The organism is Kribbella rubisoli (assembly GCF_004217145.1).
GTDB classification, from domain to species: domain Bacteria; phylum Actinomycetota; class Actinomycetes; order Propionibacteriales; family Kribbellaceae; genus Kribbella; species Kribbella rubisoli.
This window is the reverse complement of record NZ_SHKR01000017.1, coordinates 482,740-501,997: the sequence shown is the minus strand read 5'-3', so window position 1 is coordinate 501,997 and position 19,258 is coordinate 482,740. Positions and strand designations below refer to the sequence as shown.

Annotated in this window: 17 protein-coding genes; 5 read left to right on the top strand and 12 right to left on the bottom strand. The window is 67.8% G+C overall.

The features are described from left to right. Window positions 1–5: 5 nt before the first annotated feature. Window positions 6–2,306 (bottom strand): protein translocase subunit SecD, encoded by a 2,301-nt coding sequence (gene secD / locus EV645_RS37960; protein WP_130449402.1) that lies wholly within the window; start codon window positions 2,304–2,306, stop codon window positions 6–8. A gap of 319 nt (window positions 2,307–2,625) precedes the next feature. On the opposite strand from secD, the gene EV645_RS37955 reads away from it, so the two are divergent. Further along, on the top strand, window positions 2,626–2,883 hold the full coding sequence (locus EV645_RS37955) for a hypothetical protein (protein WP_130449400.1): 258 nt from the start codon (window positions 2,626–2,628) through the stop codon (window positions 2,881–2,883). A 60-nt stretch (window positions 2,884–2,943) separates the two neighbouring features. Here the strand turns inward: EV645_RS37955 and EV645_RS37950 are convergent, their stop codons facing one another. After that, window positions 2,944–3,528 carry a dihydrofolate reductase family protein gene (locus tag EV645_RS37950; RefSeq protein ID WP_130449398.1) on the bottom strand — a complete coding sequence of 195 codons (585 nt, stop codon included), beginning with the start codon at window positions 3,526–3,528 and terminating at the stop codon, window positions 2,944–2,946. Window positions 3,529–3,743: 215 nt separating this feature from the next. On the opposite strand from EV645_RS37950, the gene EV645_RS37945 reads away from it, so the two are divergent. Continuing rightward, window positions 3,744–4,409, top strand: a complete 666-nt coding sequence (locus tag EV645_RS37945; protein WP_130449396.1) for a hypothetical protein — start codon at window positions 3,744–3,746, stop codon at window positions 4,407–4,409. Between the two features lie 10 nt (window positions 4,410–4,419). Here EV645_RS37945 and EV645_RS37940 read toward each other — a convergent pair whose 3' ends face one another. Together EV645_RS37940 and macS are read right to left on the bottom strand one after the other, a co-directional pair. Further along, window positions 4,420–5,052: a response regulator gene (locus EV645_RS37940; protein WP_130449394.1), complete on the bottom strand. Its 633-nt coding sequence runs from the start codon at window positions 5,050–5,052 to the stop codon at window positions 4,420–4,422. Next, window positions 5,049–6,164, bottom strand: coding sequence for a MacS family sensor histidine kinase (gene macS, locus EV645_RS37935; RefSeq protein ID WP_130449392.1), 1,116 nt, complete (start codon window positions 6,162–6,164; stop codon window positions 5,049–5,051). The genes EV645_RS37940 and macS overlap by 4 nt, the downstream gene beginning before the upstream one ends. Before the next feature lie 189 nt (window positions 6,165–6,353). On the opposite strand from macS, the gene EV645_RS37930 reads away from it, so the two are divergent. Further along, window positions 6,354–8,732, top strand: a complete 2,379-nt coding sequence (locus EV645_RS37930) for an immune inhibitor A domain-containing protein (protein WP_130449390.1) — start codon at window positions 6,354–6,356, stop codon at window positions 8,730–8,732. 49 nt (window positions 8,733–8,781) lie between these two features. Here EV645_RS37930 and hflX read toward each other — a convergent pair whose 3' ends face one another. Then, the gene (gene hflX / locus EV645_RS37925; RefSeq protein WP_130449388.1) at window positions 8,782–10,263 is read right to left on the bottom strand and encodes a GTPase HflX; all 1,482 of its coding nucleotides are present in this window, start codon (window positions 10,261–10,263) and stop codon (window positions 8,782–8,784) included. Window positions 10,264–10,347: 84 nt separating this feature from the next. After that, window positions 10,348–11,190: a diaminopimelate epimerase gene (dapF, locus tag EV645_RS37920; protein ID WP_130449386.1), complete on the bottom strand. Its 843-nt coding sequence runs from the start codon at window positions 11,188–11,190 to the stop codon at window positions 10,348–10,350. Window positions 11,191–11,205: 15 nt separating this feature from the next. Here dapF and EV645_RS37915 point away from each other — a divergent pair, with 15 nt between their 5' ends. Next, on the top strand, window positions 11,206–11,451 hold the full coding sequence (locus EV645_RS37915; RefSeq protein WP_130449384.1) for a hypothetical protein: 246 nt from the start codon (window positions 11,206–11,208) through the stop codon (window positions 11,449–11,451). On the opposite strand, the gene EV645_RS37910 is transcribed toward EV645_RS37915, so the two are convergent. From EV645_RS37910 to EV645_RS37895, 4 genes are read right to left on the bottom strand one after another with little or no spacing between them, the layout of a single operon-like run. Next, window positions 11,444–12,994 carry an N-acyl-D-amino-acid deacylase family protein gene (locus EV645_RS37910; RefSeq protein ID WP_198682125.1) on the bottom strand — a complete coding sequence of 517 codons (1,551 nt, stop codon included), beginning with the start codon at window positions 12,992–12,994 and terminating at the stop codon, window positions 11,444–11,446. The genes EV645_RS37915 and EV645_RS37910 overlap by 8 nt on opposite strands. A gap of 4 nt (window positions 12,995–12,998) precedes the next feature. Continuing rightward, entirely contained in the window at window positions 12,999–14,129 is a 1,131-nt protein-coding gene (gene menC, locus EV645_RS37905; RefSeq protein WP_242000909.1) for an o-succinylbenzoate synthase, read from the bottom strand. Next, entirely contained in the window at window positions 14,119–14,763 is a 645-nt protein-coding gene (locus EV645_RS37900; protein WP_130449382.1) for a MurR/RpiR family transcriptional regulator, read from the bottom strand. Before EV645_RS37900 ends, menC begins: the two co-directional genes overlap by 11 nt. After that, window positions 14,756–15,418 carry a GNAT family N-acetyltransferase gene (locus tag EV645_RS37895; RefSeq protein WP_130449380.1) on the bottom strand — a complete coding sequence of 221 codons (663 nt, stop codon included), beginning with the start codon at window positions 15,416–15,418 and terminating at the stop codon, window positions 14,756–14,758. The genes EV645_RS37900 and EV645_RS37895 overlap by 8 nt, the downstream gene beginning before the upstream one ends. A 68-nt stretch (window positions 15,419–15,486) precedes the next feature. On the opposite strand from EV645_RS37895, the gene EV645_RS37890 reads away from it, so the two are divergent. Then, window positions 15,487–16,563 carry a M20/M25/M40 family metallo-hydrolase gene (locus EV645_RS37890; protein WP_130449378.1) on the top strand — a complete coding sequence of 359 codons (1,077 nt, stop codon included), beginning with the start codon at window positions 15,487–15,489 and terminating at the stop codon, window positions 16,561–16,563. Window positions 16,564–16,677: 114 nt separating this feature from the next. Here the strand turns inward: EV645_RS37890 and ggt are convergent, their stop codons facing one another. Beyond that, on the bottom strand, window positions 16,678–18,507 hold the full coding sequence (gene ggt, locus EV645_RS37885; protein ID WP_242000908.1) for a gamma-glutamyltransferase: 1,830 nt from the start codon (window positions 18,505–18,507) through the stop codon (window positions 16,678–16,680). A 70-nt stretch (window positions 18,508–18,577) separates the two neighbouring features. Further along, entirely contained in the window at window positions 18,578–19,252 is a 675-nt protein-coding gene (locus EV645_RS37880) for a hypothetical protein (protein WP_130449376.1), read from the bottom strand. Between the last annotated feature and the right edge of the window lie 6 nt (window positions 19,253–19,258).

Genomic DNA, 19,258 nt, shown 5'->3' with positions numbered 1-19,258 from the left:
CCAGCCTAGACGACGGCGCCGCGGTCGGGCTGGGCGTCGCGGTCGACCTGGGGGCGCTTGGGCCGCGGCGGCGGGGCCGGGTAGCGGCGTTCGAGTTCGAGCAGAAGAGGCGCTGCGGTGAGGTTCGACGAGTAGGTGCCGACGAGGATGCCCAGCAGCAGCGCGAGGGCGAAGTCGGCCAATGAGTCGCCGCCCAGGAACAGCAACGCACTGAGGATGAACAGGGTGGAGATTCCCGTATTGATGGTCCGTGGCAGCACGTTGATGATCGCGGTGTCGATGACCTTGCCGAGGTTGTCCGTCGCTCGGGCGTTGCGGGTCTCGCGGATCCGGTCGAAGACGACGACAGAGTCGTTCACCGTGTAGCCGATGATCGTCAGGATCGCGGCGAGGAAGATGCCGTCGATCGGCTTCCCGGTCCAGGCGAAGACGCCGACCACGACCGCGACGTTCTGCACGAGCGCGAGTACTGCGCCGGCGCCGAAGGTCCAGCGGAACCTTGCAGCGAGGTACGCCAACTGGGCGAGCAGGGCGATGCCGAGCGCGATCAGGCCCTTGTTCCGCAGTTCCTCACCGAGCGACGGGCCGATGCTCTCGTTGCGGATCACCTCCGCGCCGCCGCCGATCCGCGAGATCGACTCCTTGATCTTCTCGGCTTCGTCGTCGCTGATCGTCCCGGTGCGGACGGTGATGTCGTCGGCTCCGGACGCCTGCACGACCGCGGTCGGGTACCCGGCTTCGCCCACGGCGGCACGTGCTTGGTCGGGCGTGACCGGTTGCGTCGTACTGACCTCGATCAGTCGTCCGCCGGTGAACTCGATGCCGAGGTTCAGTCCGCGTACGGCGACGCCGGCCACGCTCACGATGATGGCGACGGCTGTGATCACCAGCCAGCGGCGGCTGTGCTTCATCAGCGCCGGCTGCCTGGACTCGAGCCAGGTGCGAACCTTGCCGTGGCCGGCGATTCCGCTCAGGCGTGGGCGCCGCAGGACGAAGCCGCGCGACACTGCGAACTCCGCGAGCACTCTTGTCACGACGAGCGCGGACAGCATCGAGGCGAGGACGCCGATCGACAGCGTGACGCCGAAGCCGCGGACCGGGCCGGCGGCCAGGAAGAAGAGCAGACCGGCGGCGAGGAGCGTGGTGATGTTGGAGTCGGCTATCGCGGACAGGGCGTTCTGGAAGCCGCTGCGGAGTGATCTTCGGAGGCCGTCTGTCCGGCCGGCTATGTAGTCCTCGCGGGCGCGTTCGAAGACCAGGACGTTCGCATCGACCGCCATACCGATCGCCAGCACGAAGCCGGCCAGGCCCGGCAAGGTCAGAGTTGCTCCGAGCACGGTCAGTGCGGCGTACGACATCGCGGCGTACCCAAGGAGGCCGAGGACTGCCATCAGCCCGACGAGGCGGTAGACCACGATGATGAACAGCGCGGTCAGCGCGAGACCGATGATCGCGGCGAGGGCGCTGGCCTGGATCGCGTCCTGGCCGAGCGACGGGCCGACTGTCCGCTGGTCGATCACCTGGACCGGGACGGGCAGCGCGCCGCCGGAGATCAGCGCGGCGAGGTCCTTCGCCTCTTCTTCGGTGAAGGCGCCGGAGATCGTCGTGTTGCCGCCGGTGATGCCGATGTTGCAGAGCTGGTTGCCGCCGTTCGGGTCGACCTGCGGCGAGCTGATGATCTCGTTGTCCAGCACGATCGCGATCAGCCGCGGCGCGGTGTTGACCGGGTTGCAAGCGGCCTTGCCGGTGATCGACGACCAGATCTTGCCGCCGTCGCCCTTGAAGTTCATCTCGACGAACCAGCCCTGCGCGACCTGCTGCGGGTCGAGCCGGCCCTCCGCGCCACTGACCAGCTCGCCGGTCATCGCGGGTTTGGCGAGCTTCAGGAAGCCCTGGCCGCTCTCGCTGGGCAGATAGAGGTCGCCGGCCGCCGGCTTGGCAGGCTTCTGCGCGACCTGGTCGAGGACCTCGTGGAACGTGAGCTGCGCGGTCTTGCCGATCACCTTCGCGGCCTCGCGCGGATCCTGCACGCCGGGCAGCTCGACGATGATCCGGTTCTCGCCCTGGCGGGTCACGTTCGGCTCGCTCACCCCGAGCGCGTCGATCCGCCGGTGCAGCACCTGGGTGGCCTTGTCGGTGGTCTCCTTGGTCGCTTTGACCGTCGGAGAATCCTTGGCCTCGAGCACGATCTGCGTCCCGCCGCGCAGGTCGAGACCGAGCTGTGGTTTCGCGGTCAACGTGACGTACGTCGACGCGGCGAGGACCAGGAACGCGAGGAGTACACGGACAAGGGATGACCGGTTCACCGAAGCCTCCGGAGGTGGGCACCCGCGGTGCGGATGTCGTGACAGAGAGCACCCACGCAAGCGTGGACGCACAGTGTACGAAGCCATTCAAGCGCCACGACGAACAAATGCACAAGCGACTGGGTCGCGGGTGGCGGGTGTTCCCCGCGGACCGGCGGCCGGAAGGAGACGGACCACCGAGTGTTGTTGCCCACGGCACTCAATCGTCAAACGGGATTCGGCTGAGATTGAAACGTTTGCTTGGGGATCGACGCCGGTACTAGCGTGACGGAGAGTTGCATTGGGCAACGATCTAATTGATGCGAAAGGTAGATGCTTCATGAGATCGATCGGGCGAATGGTTGCGATGGGTGCGGCCGCGGTGGCTGTGGTTGCCGGTGGGGCGACGGTGGCGCAGGCTCAGACGCAGACCATCCACACCGTCACCTGCGCGACCCAGGACGAGTGCATCCAGAAGCAGAACGTGTACCGGCACTACGGGTACGCGGTGTCCGACGTCTGGTACCACGATCCGAACTCGACCTGCGCACCCGAGTGGCCCTGCGCTCCGGGCTGGCAGTTCCAGTGGGAGGAATGAGCTAGACGTTAGACCAGCGCGGGTGGCATCCCCTCTCGGAGGTGGGATGCCACCCGCATCTCAGTTCCGCGGGGTGGGGCGGTAGATGAGCTCTTGCGTGTGACCGTCGAGAGTGTTGCTCTCGATCAACTCCAGGTCGAAGTCGCCGGTGCCCTCGAAGATCCGGTCCTCTGCGCTTTGGCCCCGGCTGTTGATCACCGGGAAGATCGTCACCTGGACGAGGTCGACCAGGCCGGCGGCGAGGAGCGCCCGGTTCAGCGTCAGGCTGCCGTGTGACCGCAGCGGCAGGTCCGACTCCTCCTTGAGGCGCGCGACGGCCTCGATCGGATCGCCGGTCAGAACGTTCGCATCCGGCCAGTCGAGTGGTCCTTGCAAGCTGTTCGACACCACGGTCGTCGGCAGGTTCGTCATCCGGCTGACCCATGAGTCGTGCACCTCAGATCCAGCTGGGTGCGAGGCCAGCATCGACGCCATCAGCCGATAGGTGTTGGCACCGAGGACCATCCGCTGCTTCTCACCGAACTGCGCGAGGCGATGCGCGAGGAACTCGGGCCCCTGCTTGCCCCAGTAACCGCCGTACGGGCCGGTCGGTGAACCGTAGCCGTCAAAGCTGGAGAAGATGTCGAAGGTGAAGGTGGCGCTCATGGTGTTCTCCTCGAGTTCAGTGGGCGCCGTCGTCGGCGGCCTTTCACACCTACCACGAACACCTCACCACCGATCCGACACTGCGTACGCGACGACATCAGCCGCTGCAGGGCTTTGTTGGTGGTCAGGCGTGGGTGCACACTCGGATTGGGGTACGTCGTGGCGCGGGGCAGGACGTGGTGCCTGCGCCCGGGACCCCGACCGGGGAGGGCGGGATGGACGAATCGCGGGCACTTCGGCGCGCGGGGTGGGCAGGTGCCGCTTCGCTCGTGCTGCTCGTTGCTGCGGTGGCGTTGGGCTACCTGGTCGGTGTCGACGACGCGAGCATGTCGGACTCGGACATCCTCGAGCGACTCAACGACGACGGGCGGCAGGCCGCCGCTGGCTTTGCGCCGCCTGTGCTCGCTGCGGGGGTCGCGCTGCTGCTCTGGTTCGCTGCTGGTCTGCGGCGGGTGCTCGAGCGGCTATCCGGCGGTGACCCGCTCACGCACGTGATCGTGCCGGCCGCGGCGATGTTCGGCGCGCTGATGATCACCGGTGTCTCGCTCGACCTGGGAAGTGCGTTCGCGGCGTGGTCAGACGAATTCACCCCCGACCCGAACACCGCCCGCTCGCTCGGCATGGCGGGACAGATCCTCGCACTCACCGGGCTGATCGGCTGCGGTGTGGTAGTTGCCGTCACGACGCGGATCGCCCGTCAGGCACACGCCCTGCCGACGTGGGCGACCTGGGCGTCGTACGCGGTGGTCCTGCTGTGCCTGTCCGGCTTCTGGAGCGGGGGTATGGCGTCCGCGGCGTTCGGACTGTGGCTTATCGGTGCGGTCATCGGTGTACTCCGCGCTGCGCGGAGCGCGGCGCCGACGCAGGGAGCGGTTGCTTAGTGGGTGTGGGTTACGTGTCCAGTCCGTGTTCTATTGCGTAGCGGACTAGTTCGGCTCGGTTGTGGAGTTGGAGTTTGCGGAGGGTGTTTTGGACGTGGTTCTCGACGGTGCGGTGGGAGAGGACCAGGCGGGTGGCGATTTGTTTGGCGGTGAGGCCTCGGGCTACGAGGCGGAGGACTTCGGTTTCGCGGTCGGTGAGTTGGGGGACCTCAGGGCCGGTGGCGCCCAGCCGGCGGTATTCGCCCAGCAACAGTCCGGCAAGGCCGGCGCTGAAGATGGCGTCGCCTTCGGCGGTACGGCGTACTGCGTCGTCGAACTCGTCCAACGACGCGGACTTCACCAGATACCCGGAAGCCCCGTTCTTCACGGCCGCGAGTACGTCGTCCTGCTCGGCGCTGGCCGACAACACCAGCACGCGCGTGTCAGGCAGCGCCGTGGTGATCTCGCGCGTCGCGTCCACGCCTGAGCCGGAGCCCAGCTGCAGATCCATCACCACCACATCCGGACGGGTCGCCAGCGCGATCTTCACCGCGCTCGCGACGTCCGAGGCGGTCGCGCAGACGTCGTACCCGCGGCCTCCCAGGTCCCGTGCGACGCCTTCGCGCCACATGGGATGGTCGTCCACGATCATCACCCGTGTCATACCTTCAGCTCCCATTCGGTCCCCTCGCCGGGGGCGGTGCGGACGGTGACAGTGCCGCCCAGATCGGCGATCCGGCCGCGGATCGACTGGCTGACGCCCAGATGCCCGTCCACACGGGCCTGCTCCAGCCGTGCAGGCGTCGTACCGACTCCATCGTCACGGATCGACACCACGACCTCCTCGCCAAGGTCCTCCACAGCAATCCAGCAGCGTGCATCCGGACCCGCGTGCTTGGACACGTTGCTCAGCGCTTCCTTGACCGCGGCAACCAGTTCGTCAGCTGTGGCTGCAGGCAACAGCACTTGTGCGGCCGGTACGACGACGTCCACCCGCGTCGTGGCCAGCGGCAACAACAAGCCGCACAGATCAACGCGATCGCCGTCCGCGACGGCCGGCCGCGTCGACATCAAGGTGCGGAGGGCAACTTCCTGCTCGGCGGCCAGTTGGGCGAGTTCGAGCGCGTCGCCGCCGATCGCCGTACCGCGGCGCTGGACCTGCGCCAGCACCTGCAGTACGCCGTCATGGATCGAGCGACTGAGCCGCAGCCGTTCAGCGGTAGCGCTCTCCGCCGCGATCGCCGACCGGAGCCGGGCACCGGCGCGGCGCATGGTCGAGGCGGCGTACCCGACGACCAGACCGGCCACCAGGAGCAGTTGGACGTTGCTGAGGATCTTCGACGCGTTGTCGACGCCGCGCAGCGACAGCAGCGCCAGGCTGATCGTCGCCGCGCCCAGCAGGCCACCGTCGCGACCGCGGGAGATCGCCAGCGCGATGACCGGGCCGGCCACCCAGACCGAGGTCAGCACGGAGGCTCCCCCGCGGATGTCGATCAGCGGCTGAGCCCACAAGGTCGCGTACATGCAGCCGACCGTGACGATCAGGTCCGCGAACGCGAGCCGGGTGTTGCGGCGGCCCCAGCGCCGGCTGTACCCAAGCGACGAGATCAGCGTCCAGATTCCCATCACGGCCAGCTGGAGCAACGCACCGGTCGGCCGGACGATGCCGTCCCACCGGGTCCACACGCCGAGGCAGGCGAAGCCCCAGGTGATGATGCGGAACACCACCAGCGCACGCCACAGCGGCTGCAGCAGGTCGACCGTCTCGCGCTCCACGCGCCACAGTCTGCCAAGGACCGCTAGCCGAGCGCGTGAGCCGTTCTACTCAGGGTGCAGGTTTCCCCGCACCTTCACAGGTTTTCCTCAGTTTCTCCTTCAGCTCAGCGGATTTTCCCCGTACTCTCGCGCAAAACACGCTCGGGGGAGCTTTGATCACACTGCGTTACCAAGACACGGAGGGGAATCGTGCGCAAGCTACCCGCCGGGCTGTTCAGCCTGGCTCTGGCGGCGACGACCGGGCTCGGCATGGCCGCCGCCTCGGCAACGAACGCCGCCACACCGCCCAAACAAGGGTCGGCGCCGATCGCCAGTGAGGCTGCCCCGGCGCCGGACGAGCTGTCCAGCCCGCAGGAGGACAAGCGTCGCGAGCTGCGGCAGGAAGCCCTGACCCAGGTCATCAACGGACAGGCCACGCCCGAGCAGCGCAACGGCAGCACTGTCGTCAAGGTCGGTGCCAAGGCCAACGGCGCCAAGGGCACCAAGAACGCCAAGGGCAAGGTCGACCAGTACGTCGAGCTCAGCCGGGAGAAGACCGACCGGATCTTCGTCGTACTCGCGGAGTTCGGCAACGAGCGCGACCCCAGGTACCCGGACCAGGACACGGCACCGGCCGTCCCGGGCCCGGCGCGCTTCGACGGCCCGCTGCACAACCAGATCCCGGCGCCGGACCGCTCGGTCGACAACTCGACCGTCTGGCAGGCCGACTACACCCAGCAGCACTTCCAGGACCTGTACTTCGGCAACGGCAACTCGGTGAAGAAGTACTACGAGAAGCAGTCGTCGGGCCGGTACTCGGTGTCCGGCGAGGTCACCGACTGGGTGAAGGTCAAGTACAACGAGGCGCGGTACGGCCGCTCGAACGGCTACCCGTGCGGCGGCAACGTCTGCAACAACACCTGGAACCTGATCCAGGACGCGGTCAACCAGTGGGTCACCGACCAGGAGGCCAAGGGCCGGACCAAGGCGCAGATCACCGCGGACCTGAAGTCGTTCGACCAGTGGGACCGCTACGACTACGACGGTGACGGCAACTTCAACGAGCCGGACGGCTACATCGACCACTTCCAGATCGTGCACGCCGGCGGCGACCAGGCCGACGGCGACCCGTGGCAGGGCGAGGACGCGATCTGGTCGCACCGCTGGTTCGCCGGCTTCCCGGGCGGCCCGGTCACGAACCCGACCGGCGGCGGCGCGCAGATCGGCGATACCGGCATGTACGTCGGTGACTACACGATCCAGCCGGAGAACGGCGGCATCAGCGTCTTCGCGCACGAGTACGGCCACGACCTCGGTCTGCCGGACGAGTACGACACCTCCGGCGCAGCGGTCGAGAACGGCGTGAACTGGTGGACGATCATGTCCCAGAGCCGCGTCAGCAAGCCCAGTGACGGCGGGATCGGCGAGCAGGCGGCCGACTTCAACGCGTGGGACAAGCTGCAGCTCGGCTGGCTGGACTACGAGATCGTGACCGCCGGCCAGAACCGTACCGTCGACCTCGGCCCGCACGAGTACAACTCGAAGAAGGCCCAGGGGCTGGTGGTGACGCTGCCGAAGAAAGAGGTCGAGCACCAGCTCGTCCAGCCGCCGGTCGGGACCAAGGACTGGTGGAGCGGTGAGGGCAACAACTTCACCCACACGATGAGCCGGCAGGTCGCTCTCCCGGCCGGTCAGCCCGCGAGCCTCACGTTCCAGGCCAACTGGGACATCGAGGACTGCGGTCCGGACCCGTGTGACTACGCGTACGTCGACGTGAACGACGGCAGCGGGTTCAAGACGATCAAGGGCAGTATCACGAAGGATGCCGAAGGCAACGGTATCGACGGCAAGAGCAACGGCTGGGTGCCGGCGACCTTCGACCTGTCGGCGTACGCCGGCAAGACGATCACGCTGCAGTTCCGCTACGCCACCGACCCGGCGGCCGGCGGGATCGGCTTCTTCGCCGACGACATCAAGGTGACGTCAGGCTCGACCACGGTGGTCACCTCCGGTGCGGAGACGTCGCCGGACGGTTGGACGCTGAACGGTTTCGCGGCGGCAGGTTCGTCGTTCACCACTCAGCACGACAACTACTACCTGGCGTCGAACATCAACTACGTCGACTACGACAAGAACCTGCAGACCGGCCCGTACAACTTCGGTTGGGCGAGCACGCTGGCCGACAAGGTCGAGCACTTCCCGTACCAGGACGGTCTGCTGATCTGGTACTGGGACACCTCGCAGGAGGACAACAACACCAACGAGCACCCCGGTGAGGGTCTGATCCTTCCGATCGACTCGCACCCGACGCCGATCAACCGGCTCGACGGGCAGATCTGGCGTCCGCGGGTCGCGGCGTACGATGCGCCGTTCAGCCTGGAGAAGGCCGACTCGTTCAGCCTGCACGTCAACGGGCAGGCGAGCTACATCCGTGGTCAGAACGCCGTTCCGACGTTCAACGACAGCAAGTCGTACTGGACCGCGGACCAGCCGACGAGCAGCGTCAAGGTCCCGAACAACGGGGTCAACATCAAGGTCGTTTCCAAGACCGGCACCTCGATGAAGGTCCAGGTCTCGAAGCGTAAGTGAACGTGGAACAGCCCCCGAGGTCAGCTGACCTCGGGGGCTGTTCTACGTCTCAGGCCGTTTGGTACGGCGTCAGGTCGCCGGCCAGAGCCGGGTGGACCCGGGCCGTCACCCGTGTGCCGTCGGCGGTGTGTTCGAGCTGCTCGACCGAGCCCTCGGAGTGGATCCGGGAGACCAGGTCGCCGCGGTCGTACGGCAGCAGGACGTCGAGGGCGACCTGCGGCTGCGGCAGTCCGCCTTCGATCAGCTCGCGGAGCTTGTCGAGGCCTTCACCGGTGCGCGCCGACACCACGATGGCGTGCGGCTCACGGTGCAGGATCGGCGCCAGCGTCATCGGGTCGGCCAGGTCGGCCTTGTTGATGACGATGATCTCCGGCACGTCGATCGCGTTGATCTCGGTCAGTACCTCGCGCACGGCCTGGATCTGCGCCATCGGGTCGGGGTGCGAACCGTCGACCACGTGCAGCAGCAGGTCCGCGTCCGCGACCTCCTCCAGCGTCGAGCGGAAGGCCTCGACGATGTCGTGCGGCAGGTGCCGGACGAACCCGACGGTGTCGGTCAGCGTGTACACGCGCCCGTCCGAGGCCGTCGTACGACGGGTGGTCGGGTCCAGCGTCGCGAACAGCGCGTCCTCGACCAGCACGCCCGCGCCGGTGATCTTGTTCAGCAGCGAGGACTTGCCGGCGTTGGTGTACCCGGCGATCGCGACCGACGGGACCAGGTTGCGGCGACGCTCCTGGCGCAGGGTCGAACGCTTGCCCTTGAGGCTCTTCAGCTCGCGGCGCAGCTTGGCGATCTTGGTGTTGATCCGGCGCCGGTCGGTCTCGATCTTGGTTTCACCGGGACCACGACCACCGATACCGCCACCGGCCGCACCGACGCGTCCACCGGCCTGGCGGGACAGGTTGCCACCCCAACCACGCAGGCGCTGCTTCATGTACTGCAGCTGCGCCAGCTCGACCTGGGCCTTGCCTTCCTTGCTCTTCGCGTGCTGCGCGAAGATGTCCAGGATCAGCGCGGTCCGGTCGACCACCTTGACCTTGAGCTTGTCCTCCAGGTTGCGCAGCTGCGCGGGGGCCAGCTCGCCGTCGGCGATCACCGTGTCCGCGCCGAGCGACGCGACCAGGTTGCGCAGGTCGGACACCTTGCCGGAACCGATGAACGTCGCCGCGTCGGGCTTCTTCCGCCGCTGGATCACGCCGTCCAGAACCTCGGAACCGGCGGTCTCGGCGAGCAGCTTCAGCTCGGCCAGCGAGTTCTCCGCGTCCTCGGCGCTGCCCTCGGTCCAGACGCCGACCAGCAGCACCCGCTCGAGCAGCAGCTTGCGGTACTCGACCTCGCTGATGTCGGTCAGCTCGGTGGACATCCCGACCACGCGGCGAAGCGCTTGGCGCTCCTCCAGGTCGAGGCCCTCGGTGCTCAGTTCGTGGTCATACTCATCGTGACCCGACAACGAATCGCCGGAGTCCTCGCCCTCGATGAGGTCAAGTTCAACGTCGGTGGTCTCGTCGTATGCATGTGAATGGGTCGTCATATACCTTCCATGGTGGCACGGGCCTCCAGTACAAGCGACCCGTTTACCTCCGTCAACGCCCCACGCGGCATTGGGATTCCCGGTCTAGGCGGGTAGCCAGGCCCGATCGAAGTCCCCGCGAGCGTGCAGAACGGCCGGTCCGGTCAGCTCGAGATGGTTGTCAGCACGCCAAGTCACGCTCACGTCACCGCCCGGTACGCCGACGCGGTACGTCACCGGCAGCTCGTCGCGGGCCTGCCGTGCCGCGGCAACGGTCACGGCGCAGGTACCCGTGCCGCAGGACCGGGTCTCCCCCGATCCGCGTTCGTGGACCCGCATCTGTACGTCGTGCGCATCCCGGCGTACGACGAACTCGACGTTGACCCCGTGCGGGAAAGCGCTGGTGGGCGACCAGGTCGGCTGGTCGCAGAGGTTGCCGGGCTCACCCAGGTTGTCGACGAACGCGACAGCATGCGGATTGCCCATGTCGACGTGTACTGCGGGCCACTGGTGACCGTTGGCCTCGACCACGATTCCGGCCGGACCGGGCAGCGTCGGCTCGCCCATGTCGACGGTGAGCGTGCCGTCGTCGTTCTGGGAGACCTCCTTGATACCGGCGCGGGTGCCGACGCGGACGGGCTTATCGTCGATCAGGCCCGCGTCCGCGAGGTACTTCACGAAGACGCGGACGCCGTTCCCGCACATTTCCGCGATCGAACCGTCCGCATTCCGGTAGTCCATGAACCAGTCGCCGCCGTCCTCGACGTACGACTGCTTGTCGCCCTGGATCACCCGCAGTACGCCGTCGGCGCCGAGGCCGGCGTGGCGGTCGCAGAGAAATCGCACGAGGTCCGCGTCCAACTCGCCGTGGAGGGAACCGTCGGGATCGGGGAGGATCACGAAGTCGTTCTCCGTACCATGACCCTTCAACCAGGGAAACGTGCTCATGAAGGAGATCGTACGGTGCAGCTCGCCTACTTCTGGGAGCAGGAGGACGCCGAGGCCGTCGCTGAGCTACTCGGCGGTGAGGTACGGCGTGGGCGCTTCCATGGGGAGGATGACGACGAGGACCACCCGTGGGTGGTCGCCGTTGATCATCCCGATGCGGAGCGGGTTGTGGCCGAGCACGACGGATGGCTCGAGACGGGGACGAATGAGGTAGGTGGTGCGCCCGCGCCGCTCCCCCAGGAACCCAAACGCTTCAAATAAGCACGCGGCCGGGGCGCCTACCGGTGGGCTCGGCGTTGGTCAGGACCGGTTGGCCTGCGACCAGGACGTGCTCTACGCCGACGGAGAGTTGCCAGGGGGCGTCGTACGTCGACCTGTCGGCGATCGTCGTCGGGTTGAGGACTACGAGGTCGGCCACAGCGCCAGGGGTGATCGTGCCGCGGTCGGTCAGACCCAGGCGGGAGGCGGGCAGGGAGGTCATGCGGCGGATGGCCTCGGCCAGGCTGAGAACGCCCAGGTCGCGAGCGTAGTGGCCCAGGACTCGGGGGAACGTGCCGAAGTTGCGGGGGTGGGGGTGGCCGGGGCCGGTGGCGTCCATGATCCAGCCGTCGCTGGCGACTGCTGTGCGGGGGTGTTCGAGGACCGTGATGACGTCGTCCTCGCTCATGGCGTGGTTGACGACGCTGACGGCGGCCTGGTGGTTCTCGAGGATGCGGAGGACGATCTCGGCGGCGTCCACCCCGTCGCGCTGGGCGATCTCGGTGAGGCTCAGGCCCCGGCTGTCCTCGTAGGGACCGGGTGGCAGTGAGGCGATGACGACCGAGTCCGGCGACAGGAGGTTGTCGGAGCGGAGGGCCTCGGCGATCCGCTTGCGTTCAGCTGGATCCGCCAGGCGGTCGAGCAGCGTGCCGTCGGCCAGCGCCCAGGTGGGCAGGCGGGTGGTGAGCGTGGTGCTGGTCGCGGTGTACGGGTAGGCGTCCCAGCCGATGTCGAGGTCATCGGCCTGCTCGAGACGTTCGAGCGCTGCGGAAACCAGCCCGTGGTTCGCCTTGCCGACTGCCTTCAAATGGGAGATCTCGAGGCGCGCACCACCGGCGCGAGCCGCTGAGATCGCCTCGTCCAGTGCCGCGAGCAGGCCGGCGCCTTCGTTGCGGATGTGGGTCGAGTACAGCAGGTCGCATTCGGCGGCGGTGGCGACGAGCGCAGCCACCTCCTCCGGCGAAGCGTAGGCGCCCGGCGCATAGATCAGCCCGGTCGAGAACCCGACCGCGCCTTGGCCGGCAGCCGCCCGGAGCAGGTCCTGCATCCGCCGGAGCTCGTCCGGCGACGGCGCCCGCCGTGCGTTTCCCATCACCGCGATCCGCAGCGTGCTGTGGCCGACCTGAAGAGCCAGGTTCACCGCGGATTCCAACGTTGCACCGAAGCCGGCGAGATCGGTCCACGACCAGTCGTGCTGGGGCCCGAGGAACGCCGTACCCGCCCGGAGGGTTTCGAGGTCGGTGATCGGGAACGGCGACCAGCCGCAGTTGCCCGCGACCAGCGTCGTCACGCCCTGCGCGAGCTGGGACTCGGCGGCCGGACTTGTGCGCAGACTGAAATCCGCATGTGAGTGAAGATCGATGAATCCCGGTGCAACAATGTTGCCTGTGGCATCGATAACCTCTGCCCCGGACGGCCTCGCACCGGGCGGCAGCACCGCGGTGATGCGATCGCCGTCGATCAGCACAGTCCCGGGGACGGGTTCCGAGCCGGTGCTGTCGGCAACCAGGCCGCCGGTCAATGCCACCCGCCCCGTCACTCGCACCGAGTCACTCCTGTTCTGGACCGAGGGCGAACTCGGCGACCGTGTTCGCCTCGATCAGCGCCCGGTCCACAGCATGCCCGAGACCGGTTCCCCCAGGCACCTGTACGACGCCTTCGACGGCGACGACGGCGGGTTCGATGACGTCCCGGGCGTAGTACTTCTCCGAGGCGGACACGTCCGATGGGAGGGTGAACCCGGCGAGACTGGAGAGTGCGACGTTCGCGACCCGGCCGATGCCGAACTCGTGCATGCCGCCGCACCAGACCGGGATGCCGGCGGCCTGCGCCCGGTCATGCGCTTCACGCGCTGGGGTCAGGCCACCCATCCGCGACACCTTGATGTTGAGGACCTGCAACGCTTCTAGCTGGAGAGCCGTCTGCAGGTCGTCGACCGTCTCGATGCTCTCGTCGAGGCAGACCGGCGTCTCGATCGTGCGCTGCAGCCGCGCATGAGTCAGCAGGTCGCGCGGGGCGAACGGTTGCTCGATCATCGTCAGGCCGAACTCGTCCAGCTCTTGCAAGAGTTTGAGATCGTCCGCGGTATAGATGCCGTTGGCATCCACATGCAGATCGAGGTCCGGGTACGCCGCACGCACCGCCCGCACCGGCTCCACGTCCCAGCCGGGCGCGATCTTCAGCTTGACCCTGGGGTAACCGGCGGCCACCTGAGTGTCGACCTGGGTGAGGAGGTCGTCGATCGTCGGTTCGATGCCGAGCGAGACACCCGCGACAACCTCGGTCCGCTTTCCACCCAGGGCTGTTGCCAGCGGCACGGAGTTGGCCCCGGCGTACAGCACCCAGGCGGCGGTGTCGACGCCGGCCTTCGCGAAGTTGTTGCCGCGGACCTTCGACCAGACGGCCGCCAGCTGGTCAGGATGCGTCCACGGGCGGTCGAGGACGGCGGGCAGAAGGTACTGCGAGGCGATGTGCCAGCAGGACTCGACCGTCTCCGGTGCGTAGTACGGATCGGAGGACGACGCGATCTCGCCCCAGCCGGTCGCGCCCGACGCATCCTCCAGCTCGACCAGGATGTGATCGAGGAACGCCTTGCGGTGCGAGCTGGTCTGGAACTCGTGCACCAACGGCATCCGCACCCGATGCAGCCGCGCCGCGACGATCTTCAGTTCAGTTGACATACAGCCCCAGCTCCGTGTTGAGCCGATCGCGCTCGAGCAGCCGCCGCCGCGCACCCTTCGCACTCGCCGTCGTCAGCGTCGCGAGCACATGCAGCACAGAGGCGACGACGGTCGGCGAATCGACGTACGACGCACTCCCGGTCGCGACGTAGATGCTCTGGTCGGCGATCTTTGCCAGCGGCGCGTCCTCGAAATCCGTGACCGCGACCAGCTCACCGCCGGCCTCGACGAACCGGCGCGCGATCTCGACCGTGTCGCGACGGTACCGACGGAAGGAGAACGCGACCATCAGATCGTTCGACCGGACATCGGACAGTACGTCGACGCCGCGGACGACCGTGCCGTCGATCAACGTCACTTGCGACAGGCCGGCGCCGAGGTCGAACGCGAGCAAGGACGCGTACGAGAACGACTTCGCCGATCCGACGATGAAGCGCCGGCGGGCAGCGACAATCCGCGCCGCGGCCTGCGCGATCGACTCGTCGGTGACGATCTGGTCGAGGGCCTCGTCGATCGAGGCGCGCTCCTGCTCGACCACGCGACGCTGCAGGAGCGTCGACGATCGCCGTTGCAGGCGGGCGTCGTACCGCTCGTGGGGGCTGGCGAGCTCGCGGTTGCGTGGGTCGTCAGGCATCGTCGGCCGGCCCGAAGTAGTACGCGCCGTTGCCGTCCGGGAGGCGACGGCACGAGACGGCGACGAGTCCCTGCGCCAGCAGACCTTCGAAGGACCTGCGGAGCTCGGCCGAGTCGGACGGCAACACCAACTCGGTCAACGCGGAGGGGATGGCGGGCTGCTCGCGGGTCAGGTCCCACTCGACGATCACGCGGTCGGTGCCGGGACCGTACATGTCCGGGGCGAACCAGCGACCGCGGGCGCCGAGGACGTCGAGGTTGAAGTGCGCGTTGCGGAGCTGCATCGGATCGTACGTCCAGCGCATCCGCGACATACCGTGGCTCAGGGCAACTTCTCGCTGGGCGTGCTTGAGCATCCGGCCGAGGCCGTGCCCCTGCTGGTCGGCGGCGACCACGGCCGACTGCGAGTAGTGGTAGAAACCGCGCCGGTCGGTGCCGCAGAAGCCGTACGCGAACGCGACCAGCTTGTCACTCCCGTCGAGGATGCCGACCACCGATCCGCCGTTGCTCGCCAGCGCGCCGAGCAGTCGCGGATTCAGCCCGTACGCCGGGTCGAGGTAGCCGAAGACCGCGCGGTACAGCTCCGAGGCCTCGGCGAACCTGGACGCCGTGGTGAGCGAGACCGCACGGAAGCTCACCTCGGAGATACGATTCATATCTTGAGTAGATCCCATTGTTCTCAAGGGAGTCAATCGGTGATCAGATGATGATACGTTGACTATCCATGATCATCGAGCGACTCCAGGAGTACGTCGGCGCCGAGACCCCGACCGGTGACACGGCCGCGCTGAACGCCTTCGCCGACCGCCTCGCCGAGCGGTACGCCGGACTCGGCGCGACCGTCCGCCGCGTGCCGGCGCCGACCGGCGACCACCTGGTCGCGGACTTCCCGGGCCGGGCCGGTGAGGCTCCCCTGCTGTTCCTCGCCCACCACGACACTGTCTGGCCGATCGGCCAGCTCGCCGACGCGATGCCGTGGCGCGAGGAGAACGGCGTCATCTACGGCCCGGGTGTGTTCGACATGAAGGGCGGACTCGTCGTCCTCGAAACCGCCCTGGAGCAGGTGCACGATCATCGGCCGGTGCGCGTCGTAGTAGTCGCCGACGAGGAGGTCGGCTCACCCTCCGCCCGCGAACTCGTGACGGCCGAATCAGCCGGCGTGTACGCCGCTTTCGGGCTCGAGCCGCCGCATCCGAACGGCGATCTGAAGACATCGCGCTGGGGCAGCACGCGGGTCCGCATCGAGATCGCCGGACGCGAGGCGCACGCGGCGCTCGATCCTGACAGCGGGATCTCCGCGATCGACGAGCTCGTCGATCAGCTGGTCGCGGTGCGGGGCATCGTCGCGCAGTACGACGAGGTGTTGTGCAACGTCGGCACGATCACGGGTGGCGGGCGGACGAACGTCGTACCGGGATCTGCGTCGGCTGATATCGGGTTCCGCTTTGTCGATCCATCGACCGAAGAGGCCGTGCTGGCAGCTGTTGCCGAACTGCAGCCCGTGCGACCCGCTCAGTTGACGGTGCGGGTGATGTCGAACCGCCCGGCGTGGCAGCCGTCGCCGGCGACCGATGAGTTGTTGGCAAAGGTGATCGAGGCCGGACGATCCGTCGGTCAGGAGGTCGGCGGTGCAGCCGCGTTCGGCGCAGCCGACACCAATCTCACCGGCTGGCTCGGGATCCCGACCCTCGATGGCCTGGGGCCTGTCGGCAAGGGCGCCCACGCCGTCCACGAACAGATCGTCGCGACGAGCCTCCCCGACCGCGTCGCCCTGGTCGCCGCGATCATCACAACTATCTAGTGCCGCACCTCAGTGGTCAGCTGGATATCCCCTGCTGTTGTGGGTTCTCCGCTCGCACATCAGCAGAGAAGCCCCAACGCGAGTGGATATCCACTCGCGTTGGGGCCTGCATGGCTATCTGGGCCACACGACCCCGGCAGATCCGCCGCCGCGCCGCGTCGGTTCCGCGGCGGCGAGGATCGCGCCGCCGGGCAGGAACTCCAGCCCCTCGAGCGCACCGATCTCGGCCGCCGAGGATCCGGGAGCACCGGCCGGCGTGAAGGTGTGGCCGTACGTCGCCAGCGCGGCGCCGTACTTGTCGATGAACGACTGCTCAGCCGTCACCGACGCGGTGTTGCGCTGGGACGCCCGCGGTGCGGCGATCGCCTCGGGCAGGGTCATGCCGCGGTCGAGGCGGTTCGTCAGCGTCTGCAGGACGGTCGTGATGATGGTCGAGCCACCCGGCGAACCGAGCGCGAGCAACGGCTTGCCGCTGCGCAGCACGATCGTCGGCGAGATCGACGACCGCGGCCGCTTGCCCGGCTGGATCCGGTTCGGGTCGGCGGGGTCGTAAACGCCGGAGAAGTCGGTCAGCTCATTGTTCAGAATGAAGCCACGGCCCGGAACGGTGATGCCGCTGCCACCGGTCTGCTCGATCGTCAACGTGTACGAGACGACGTTGCCCCACTTGTCGGCCGTGACCAGGTGCGTTGTCGACTTGCCCTCGGTATCAGGCCGAGGATCAGGCCGAGGATCAGGCCGCTGCGTCGTCGCGGCACCCTTCGCGCAGTGCTGGTACTTGCCGTCGGGCGATCCGGCCGGCACCGGCTTGACCGCCGCCTTGGCCGGGTCGATCTGGCAGGACCGCTCGGCGCCGAAGCCGCTGGAGGTGAGCTCCTTGGTCGGCACTTTCACGAAGCCGGGATCACCGACGTACGCCGCCCTGTCCGCGAACGCCAGCGCGGACGCCTCGAGGTAGCTGTGCAGGTACTGCGGTGTGCTCAGCTGCTTGAGGTGCAGCGGCTGGAGGATGTTGAGCGCCTCGCCGACCGTGGTGCCGCCGGACGATGACGGCGCCATCCCGTAGACGTCCAGGCCGTCGTACCGGACCTTCGTCGGGACGCGGTCCAGCGGCTTGTACTTCTTGAGGTCGCCGGTGGTCATGTAGCCCGGCATCACCGGCAGAGTGGTCGTCGCGGTCTTCGGCGGGTTCTTGACCACCGCGGTCATCTCCGCGCCGAGAGCGCCGCCGTAGAAGGTCGAAAGGCCCTTCTTGCCGAGCATCCGGTAGGTGTCGGCGAGCTCCGGGTTCTTGAACACCGTGCCGACCTTCGGCGCGTCACCGCCGGGCAGGAACAGCTTGGCGGTCGGCACGATCGCCGAGAACCGGGCCTTGTTCTCCTGCGTCTGCAGGTTGAACGTGCTGTCGACGACGAAGCCGCGATCGGCCAGATCGGCAGCCGGGGTCAGCGCGTTGCCCAGCGACAGCGAACCCCACTGACGCAAGGCCGAGTCCCAGGTCGCCAGCGTGCCGGGGATACCGACGGACACACCGGACGTGACGAGCTCGGGCGTGAAGTTGTACGGCTTGCCGGTGGCAGGGTCGATGAACGCGTCCGACGGCATCGTCGCGGGCGCGGTCTCGCGGCCGTCGATCGTGGAAACCTTGTGGCTCTTGGCGTTGTAGTAGACGAAGTACCCGCCACCGCCGATGCCTGCGGAGTACGGCTCGGTCACGCCGAGGGCGGCCGCGGTCGCGACGGCTGCGTCGACCGCGTTGCCGCCGCGCCGCAGTACGCCGAGACCGGCGGCGGTCGCGTCCGCGTCGACCGAGGACACCGCTCCCCCGAATCCGATCGCGGTCGGGGTCTTCACCGGCGGTTGAGGCGGACCAGCAGCGGCGCTCGAACTCAGACCAGCCAGGACAAGGGCACCTGCAGACAGCGATGCGACCAGCTTCTTCACCAGTACTCCCGCGGGGCGTCGGTGACAGGGACATGCCCTTGCTATCTCACCGACGGCGATCGCGCCAGTGCTAGTTCACTGTGCAGGAGTCCATGAAGCGGCGCAGTACGTCGTCCGGCCACTCGACAGTGCCCACCGGAAGCTCGACCAGCAGCCATTGGTCGGACAGCTTCACCTGCCCGGCCAGGCGGCCGTCGAGAGTGCCGATGTGGAAGGTCTTGCCGCTGCCGTCGGTGACCCGGACCGCGGACAGGCCACGAGCGTCCGGGGCCGCTTGGACAACCACCTTCGCGGCGGCGTCCGCCGTACGCATCGCCGGCTGGGAGAGTACGACGCGGTTGGCGGCGATCGGGGTCTCCGCGGTCCAGCCCTTCGGCGTCAGCGTGCAATCGATCGTGCTCCACGGCTGGTTGTTGGCGACCAACTCGACGACGGACGCCCCGAACATCGACATCGTCTCGGCGCTCGACGGTTTGGCCGCCTCGGCCGTCGCGGGGCTCGCGGCGGTCTTTTCCGGCTCGCTCGTGCCGCCGGCGACTTCAGTGGTGTTCCCCCACCACTTCACCTGGTTGCCGATCGCGAGCGCGAGGGCCGATACGGCGGCGACGCACAACACCCCGGTGACGCGACGCCGGCGCTTGATCCGGCGCAGCGCGCGGCGGCCCCGGGTGACATCGGCCTCGATGTCAGCATCCGGCAGCGCATCGGCCGCGCGATCCGCGAACCCCTCCAACAGTCTCTTCACGTCGTC

Bases quoted from the DNA above. Each gene is read 5' to 3' on its own strand.
- EV645_RS37955 (WP_130449400.1), top strand. From the start codon at position 2,626: ATGAGATCGATCGGGCGAATGGTTGCGATGGGTGCGGCCGCGGTGGCT.
- EV645_RS37950 (WP_130449398.1), bottom strand. From the start codon at position 3,528: ATGAGCGCCACCTTCACCTTCGACATCTTCTCCAGCTTTGACGGCTAC.
- EV645_RS37945 (WP_130449396.1), top strand. From the start codon at position 3,744: ATGGACGAATCGCGGGCACTTCGGCGCGCGGGGTGGGCAGGTGCCGCT.
- EV645_RS37940 (WP_130449394.1), bottom strand. From the start codon at position 5,052: ATGACACGGGTGATGATCGTGGACGACCATCCCATGTGGCGCGAAGGC.
- hflX (WP_130449388.1), bottom strand. From the start codon at position 10,263: ATGACGACCCATTCACATGCATACGACGAGACCACCGACGTTGAACTT.
- dapF (WP_130449386.1), bottom strand. From the start codon at position 11,190: ATGAGCACGTTTCCCTGGTTGAAGGGTCATGGTACGGAGAACGACTTC.
- menC (WP_242000909.1), bottom strand. From the start codon at position 14,129: ATGTCAACTGAACTGAAGATCGTCGCGGCGCGGCTGCATCGGGTGCGG.
- EV645_RS37900 (WP_130449382.1), bottom strand. From the start codon at position 14,763: ATGCCTGACGACCCACGCAACCGCGAGCTCGCCAGCCCCCACGAGCGG.
- EV645_RS37895 (WP_130449380.1), bottom strand. From the start codon at position 15,418: ATGAATCGTATCTCCGAGGTGAGCTTCCGTGCGGTCTCGCTCACCACG.
- EV645_RS37890 (WP_130449378.1), top strand. From the start codon at position 15,487: ATGATCATCGAGCGACTCCAGGAGTACGTCGGCGCCGAGACCCCGACC.